Origin of the sequence: Streptomyces sp. SID14436 (genome assembly GCF_010548465.1) — a bacterium.
Taxonomy (GTDB): domain Bacteria; phylum Actinomycetota; class Actinomycetes; order Streptomycetales; family Streptomycetaceae; genus Streptomyces.
This window is the reverse complement of sequence record NZ_JAAGMD010000746.1, coordinates 1-6,040: the sequence shown is the minus strand read 5'-3', so window position 1 is coordinate 6,040 and position 6,040 is coordinate 1. Positions and strand designations below refer to the sequence as shown.

General features: G+C 70.3%; 3 protein-coding genes. All 3 read left to right on the top strand.

Going from position 1 to position 6,040, the window contains the following annotated elements:
* Nucleotides 1–521: 521 nt before the first annotated feature.
* The 3 genes from G3I53_RS27240 to G3I53_RS27230 all read left to right on the top strand — a co-directional run bounded on the left by G3I53_RS27240 (nucleotide 522) and on the right by G3I53_RS27230 (nucleotide 5,716).
* Complete coding sequence (locus tag G3I53_RS27240; protein ID WP_164337949.1) at nucleotides 522–2,018, top strand: bifunctional cytidylyltransferase/SDR family oxidoreductase; 1,497 nt, start codon at nucleotides 522–524, stop codon at nucleotides 2,016–2,018.
* Nucleotides 2,019–2,165: 147 nt separating this feature from the next.
* Nucleotides 2,166–4,271 (top strand): hypothetical protein, encoded by a 2,106-nt coding sequence (locus G3I53_RS27235; protein ID WP_343240698.1) that lies wholly within the window; start codon nucleotides 2,166–2,168, stop codon nucleotides 4,269–4,271.
* A gap of 218 nt (nucleotides 4,272–4,489) precedes the next feature.
* On the top strand, nucleotides 4,490–5,716 hold the full coding sequence (locus G3I53_RS27230; protein ID WP_164438875.1) for a glycosyltransferase family 2 protein: 1,227 nt from the start codon (nucleotides 4,490–4,492) through the stop codon (nucleotides 5,714–5,716).
* Nucleotides 5,717–6,040 lie beyond the last annotated feature (324 nt).

Below are 6,040 nucleotides of genomic sequence, written 5' to 3'. Positions count from 1 at the left end.
CCGCCCGAGGAGCCCGGGACCGCCCGCAGCGGTCCCGGGCTCCCGCGCGTGCGGGGCCGCCCGCGCACACGCGGGCGCCCGGGGCAGAAAAGCTGCCGGATGCCATTAAATGAATTCCGCGGCAAAAGGGGCATGCCGCGAGTCGCATTCCACCCCGTGCGGATCGGCGCGCCACCAGGGTGTATGAAGAACTGGTGCACCCGTCCTTCGCGGGACGTGAAGATCCCGCACCCCCGCGCCCACCGCCCGTCACCGTGCGGCTACCGTCTTTCCTGTTCGGCGGCCGTACGGGCGCACCGACCGCGGTGCCCGAACGGGCGTCACACGCGCCAATCGATTGACTTCTGTGTACTTACTCACAGCAATTCACACAGGGCTCCGGGAACCGTCACCCACGGCCAGGGGTCTTGAGTGAATGACAGGTTGCGCGCGGATTTGCGGCGGAGGACGCTCGCCTTGCACTGCGGTTACCCCAAGTGGGACCATTTCGAAGTTCCCTGTCGCCCCAAGGTAGGTCACCTGTGTCCCAGCACATAGCCAAGCCCCGTACCACCGCAGTCATCCTGGCCGGCGGTACCGGTCAGCGGGTGGGTCTGTCGATCCCCAAGCAGCTGCTGAAGATCGCCGGCAAGGCAGTCATCGAGCACACCCTGACCACCTTCGAGAAGGCCGACTCGATCGACGAGATCATCGTGCTGATGGCGCCGGGCTACGTGCCCGACGTCGAGCGGATCGTCGCCAAGGCCGGGTTCACGAAGGTCACCAAGGTCATCGAGGGCGGCTCGACGCGGAACGAGACGACCGAACGCGCCATCGCCGCGCTCGGCGAGGGGCTGGCCGAGGGCGAGGACCTCAACGTCCTCTTCCACGACGCCGTGCGCCCCCTGCTGTCGCAGCGCGTCATCGACGACTGCGTGGCCGCGCTGGAGCGCTACCAGGCCGTCGACGTGGCGATCCCGTCCGCGGACACCATCATCGTCACGCGCACGCACGGCGAGGACGGCGAGTTCATCACCGAGATCCCGGACCGCTCCCGGCTGCGCCGCGGCCAGACCCCGCAGGCCTTCAAGCTGTCGACCATCCGCCGCGCCTACGAGGTCGCCTCCGACGACCCCAACTTCCAGGCCACGGACGACTGCTCGGTCGTGCTCAAGTACCTGCCCGACGTGCCGATCCACGTCGTCGCGGGCGACGAGTACAACATGAAGGTCACCCAGCCCGTCGACGTCTTCATCGCCGACAAGCTGTTCCAGCTGGCGTCCACCGCCACGCCCGAGCAGAACGGCGAGGAGACCTACCGCAGGCTGCTCACCGGCAAGACCCTCGTCGTCTTCGGCGGTTCCTACGGCATCGGCCAGGACATCGCGCGGATGGCCGAGGGTTACGGTGCCACCGTGTACGCGCTGGGCCGCTCCACCACCGGCACCCACGTCGAGAACCCGGAGGAGGTCGACGACGCGCTGTCCAAGGCGTACGCCGAGACCGGGCGCATCGACTTCGTCGTCAACACGGCGGGCGTGCTGCGCATCGGCAAGCTGGCCGAGACCGACAACGCCACCATCGAGGAGGCGCTGAAGGTCAACTACCTGGCCCCGGTGCAGATCGCCCGGTCCGCGTACAAGTACCTGGCCGAGAGCAAGGGGCAGCTGCTGCTGTACACCTCCAGCAGCTACACCCGGGGCCGTGCCGAGTACAGCCTCTACTCCTCGACCAAGGCCGCCATGGTGAACCTCACCCAGGCCCTGTCCGACGAGTGGGCCGGCGAGGGTGTCCGCGTCAACTGCGTCAACCCGGAGCGCACCGCCACGCCGATGCGCACCAAGGCGTTCGGCCAGGAGCCCGCGGGCAGTCTGCTGTCGTCCGAGGCGGTGGCGCGCACCTCGCTCGACGTGCTGCTCTCCGAGCTCACCGGGCATGTCATCGACGTACGCCAGCAGGACCCGACGGCGGGAGCCGCGCGGGCCTCCGGCTTCGAACAGGCTCTGGCCTCGGTGCTGGACCGTCAGGACGGCGTGTAATAATTGCTCGCAATTGGACTCCGGTAATTCAGGCCCCTGCGGTCTCCCGTTAACGTTGAACGGGGCTTCGCGGGGGCCTGAATCCGTCCCTCACGAAATAGTTACAGGCACAAAACCGGCACTCCCCCTCCAAGAGCAGGTTTCTCCGTGATAACCACTGCTATTCGCGTCGCCCGGGTGGGCAGCGCGGCAGAACTGGCCGCCGCGGTCGTCATGATGCTGGGCTATCCCGGCCTCATGGTGGCGGCACTGGTCCCGAGCGTGCCCGCCTTCGCGGTCGCGGCCGCCGTGACGTACCTGGCGGACCACTATCTGCACCGCAAGGGCAGCTACCTGATCAACCGCCTCGGCAAGGTGCGCGCCGGCCTGCCGATCCGCTTCCTGATCAGGCAGCTGCTGCTGATTCTGCTGCTGGCCCGTCTCGACCTCGCGGACAACCTGATCTACTACGGGGCGATCGCCTGCTTCATCGCCTTCTACGGACTTCAGGCCGCGCAGGGCGCGCTGACCACGCTGATCCGCAACCGGCGCCGCATGCCCGTCGCCACCCGCAACGTCGACCTGGCCGCCCGCATCCGCATCCCGGACGCGCCGCCGGCGCTGCTGCTGAACCACTCCGGCGAGAAGATGCTGCACCTCGACCTCGCTGCGGTCGTGGGCATACTGGTGGCCGCCTCCCTCGACTCGTCCCTCGTCGGCTTCGTGGGCATCGCCATAACGGTGGTTCTCAGCACCCTCTACGTGCTGGTCCTGGTGCCGTACCTCCGGGGCGGCCGGATCCCGCCGCCCGCCGACCGGGTGCTCAAGGCCCTCGACGGCTGGCTGGGCGAGTACCGGCCCGAGACGGTGCTCTACTTCTCCGGTTCCAAGGACTCCGCCTACCAGGTCAACATGTGGCTGGAGACCATGGAGCAGCTGGACACGCGTCCGCTGATCATCCTGCGCGAGCGGGTGATACTGGAGAAGCTGGCCCCCACCACGGTCCCGGTCGTCTGCGTGCCCGGAGGGGTGCACCTGATGAACATGGACCTGTCCACGGTGCGGGTGGCGCTCTACGCCGCCAACGTCGGCAAGAACATCCACCTGCTGCGGGTGCCCACCATGAAGCACGTCTTCATCGGCCACGGCGACAGCGACAAGATCGCCAGCGTCAACCCGTTCAGCAAGGTCTACGACGAGGTGTGGACGGCCGGCCGGGCCGGCCGCGACCGCTACGCCATCGCCGACGTCGGCGTCCGTGACGACGACATCGTCGAGGTCGGCCGTCCGCAGCTGGCCCCGATCGCGACCTGGCAGGGCCCGCCCGCCGACCGCATGCCCACGGTCCTGTACGCACCCACCTGGGAGGGCTGGGACGACAACCCGGGCAACACCTCGATCCTGCTGGCGGGCGAGAACATCGTGCGCACGCTGGTGCAGGCCGAGCCCGCGGTCCGGGTCCTGTACAAGCCGCACCCCTTCACCGGCACCCGCAGCGCGCGGGCGAAGGCCGCCCACCAGCGGATCACCGCGCTCGTGGAGAAGGCCGCCGCCGAGCGGGCCGCCGACCCGCGCTTCATCGCCGACGCCTCCGCCCAGGCCGGGGCCAGGGCGGAACTGGCACGGATCGAGGCCCGGCTGGCCGAGCTGGCCACCGGCGGCGACCGGGGCGACGAGGCCGAGGCGACCCGCGACGGCCTGGTCGACATGGCCCGGCACGAGGAGACCGCACGGCTGCGCGCCGAGTGGAACGACGCCTACTGGCGGTCCTTCCCCGACTGGGAGCACCGCGTCATCTCCGGTGCCGAACCGCGCCTGTACGACTGCTTCAACGTCTGTGAGGCGATGGTCTCCGACATCTCCAGCGTGGTGTCCGACTTCATCGCCAGCGGCAAGCCGTACGCGGTCACGGACTCCGCGGAGCTGGGCGCGGAGGAGTTCAAGCGGCAGAACACCGCGGTGCGGGCCGCGGTGATCCTCACCAACGACGCGGCCGGCCTCGACGGGCTCCTCGACGCCGTCCGCGACCCGTCCGCCGACCCGCTGGCCGAGGACCGGCGGGAGCTCAAGCGCTACCTGCTGGGCCCGGACGAGCCGCCGTCCATCACCCAGTTCAACACCGCGGTGGCGCAGCTCGCGCTGAAGGCCGAGACGCGCAACCTCGGCCAGGAGTCCCGGATCACGGCCGGGGGCCCCGACGTCGAGATGGTGGACGCGGTCCCGGTCCAGCGGGCGACCGCGAACGGCGACGCGGACGGCATCGCCGCGGGCTGACCCCCCGCACGCTCAACAGGGCTCGGCCCCCGAGGAGTTGATCCTCGGGGGCCGAGCCCTTTGCCGTGCCCGTTGAGCGGAACGGGTCCCTGTGACGTGAAGCACGGAAACAGGGGTGTGAGGCAACCGGTCCTCGCGAATTGCCATCTACCCAATAGTGAATGAGGCGATACGGGGGAAATGTTCCATCGTTGAGGGGGAAGTGATGAGGGGGAATCGTGACCGTGGCGCAGCCTGATGTCACCGTGGTCATCGGGGCGTACGAAGCGATGCCGTACCTGGTCGAGTGCCTCGCCTCCGTGGAGGCACAGACCATCGACCCGGGGCGCATCGAGGTCATCGCCGTCGACGACGGTTCGACGGACGGCACGGGGGAGTACCTGGAGGAGTTCGCGGGCCGCGCGCCCATGCCGGTGACCGTCGTCCGGCAGGAGAACTCGGGCGGGCCCAGCGGCCCGCGCAACGTCGGCCTGGCCAGGGCGGCCGGCCGCTACGTCTTCTTCCTGGACGCCGACGACCGGCTCGGCCCCGAGGCCCTGGAACGGATGGTCGCCCTGGCCGACCGGGCCGGTACCGACGTCGTCCTGGGCAGGGTGGAGGGCGTCAACCGCAACGCGCCGAAGTCCATGTGGCGCAAGACCCTGGAGCGCACCGACGTGCACTCCTCGCGCATCAAGTACACGCTCAGCGCCCAGAAGTTGTTCCGCCGCGCCCTGCTCGACCGGCACGGCATGCGGTTCGACGAGTCGCTGTTCACCGGCGAGGACGCGCTGTTCACCATGGAGGCGTACCTGCGGGCCGACGGGGTCTCCGTGCTCGCCGACTACACCTGCTACTACCTGGTGGGCCGCGAGGACGGCAAGCACGTGACGAAGAGCGGCAGTTACACGCTGCGCTTCGACTCCGCGCACATGCTGATGAACCTGATAGCCGACCTCGTCCCGGAGGGGCCCCGGCGCGACGAGCTGATGCTGCGGCCCTTCACCATCACGCTGCTGCCGCAGTTCGGGCCCCGGTTCCTCAAGGACACCGACGAGGTGCGCCGGCACAAACTCCAGCTCGCCGAGCCGCTGATGGACGTCCACTGGAACGAGGGCGTCGCCCGGCGGATGAAGGTCGAGGAGCGGCTGCGCCTGCACCTGGTCGCCGCGCAGCGGCTCGAACCGCTGCTGGACGTCGTGGAGTTCGTGCGGGCCAAGCGGCAGGCACCGGCCGTGCTGGAGCGGCGGGGCCGCCGCGCCTACCTTGCGTACCCGCACTTCCGCGACCGCGCGACGGGGGTCCCCGACGCCGTGTACCTCGCCGGCCCCCGGGAGGCACGTGCCGTGCCGGGCTACCGCGAGGACACCGGCGACACGCCCCTGCGCCGCGTCCTGCGCAGAACCCGCCGCCTGCTGTCCCTGCCGGACAAACCGGCGCGGGACCGCACCACGGCGGCGGCCTGAGCGGCCTGGACCCCGGACCGCACCACGGCGGCGGCCTGAGCGGCCTGGACCCCGGACCGCACCACGGCGGCGGCCTCAGCGGCCCGGTCCCGGCCTGCGGGTGGGGGACGGGGCACCTGGGGCTTCCCAGGCCCGCGGGGCCCTGCTGGAGCCCTCAGGGCTCCGCGGGGCCCCGGCTGGGCGTGCGGCCCCGGCGGGGGGTGCGGCCCTGGCGGGGCCTGCGGCCCGGGGTGGGCGTGCGGTCCCGGTTGGGTCTGCGGCCCCGGTTGGGTCTGTGGCCCCGGCTGGGTGTGCGGTCCCGGTTGGACGTGCAGCCCCGGTTGG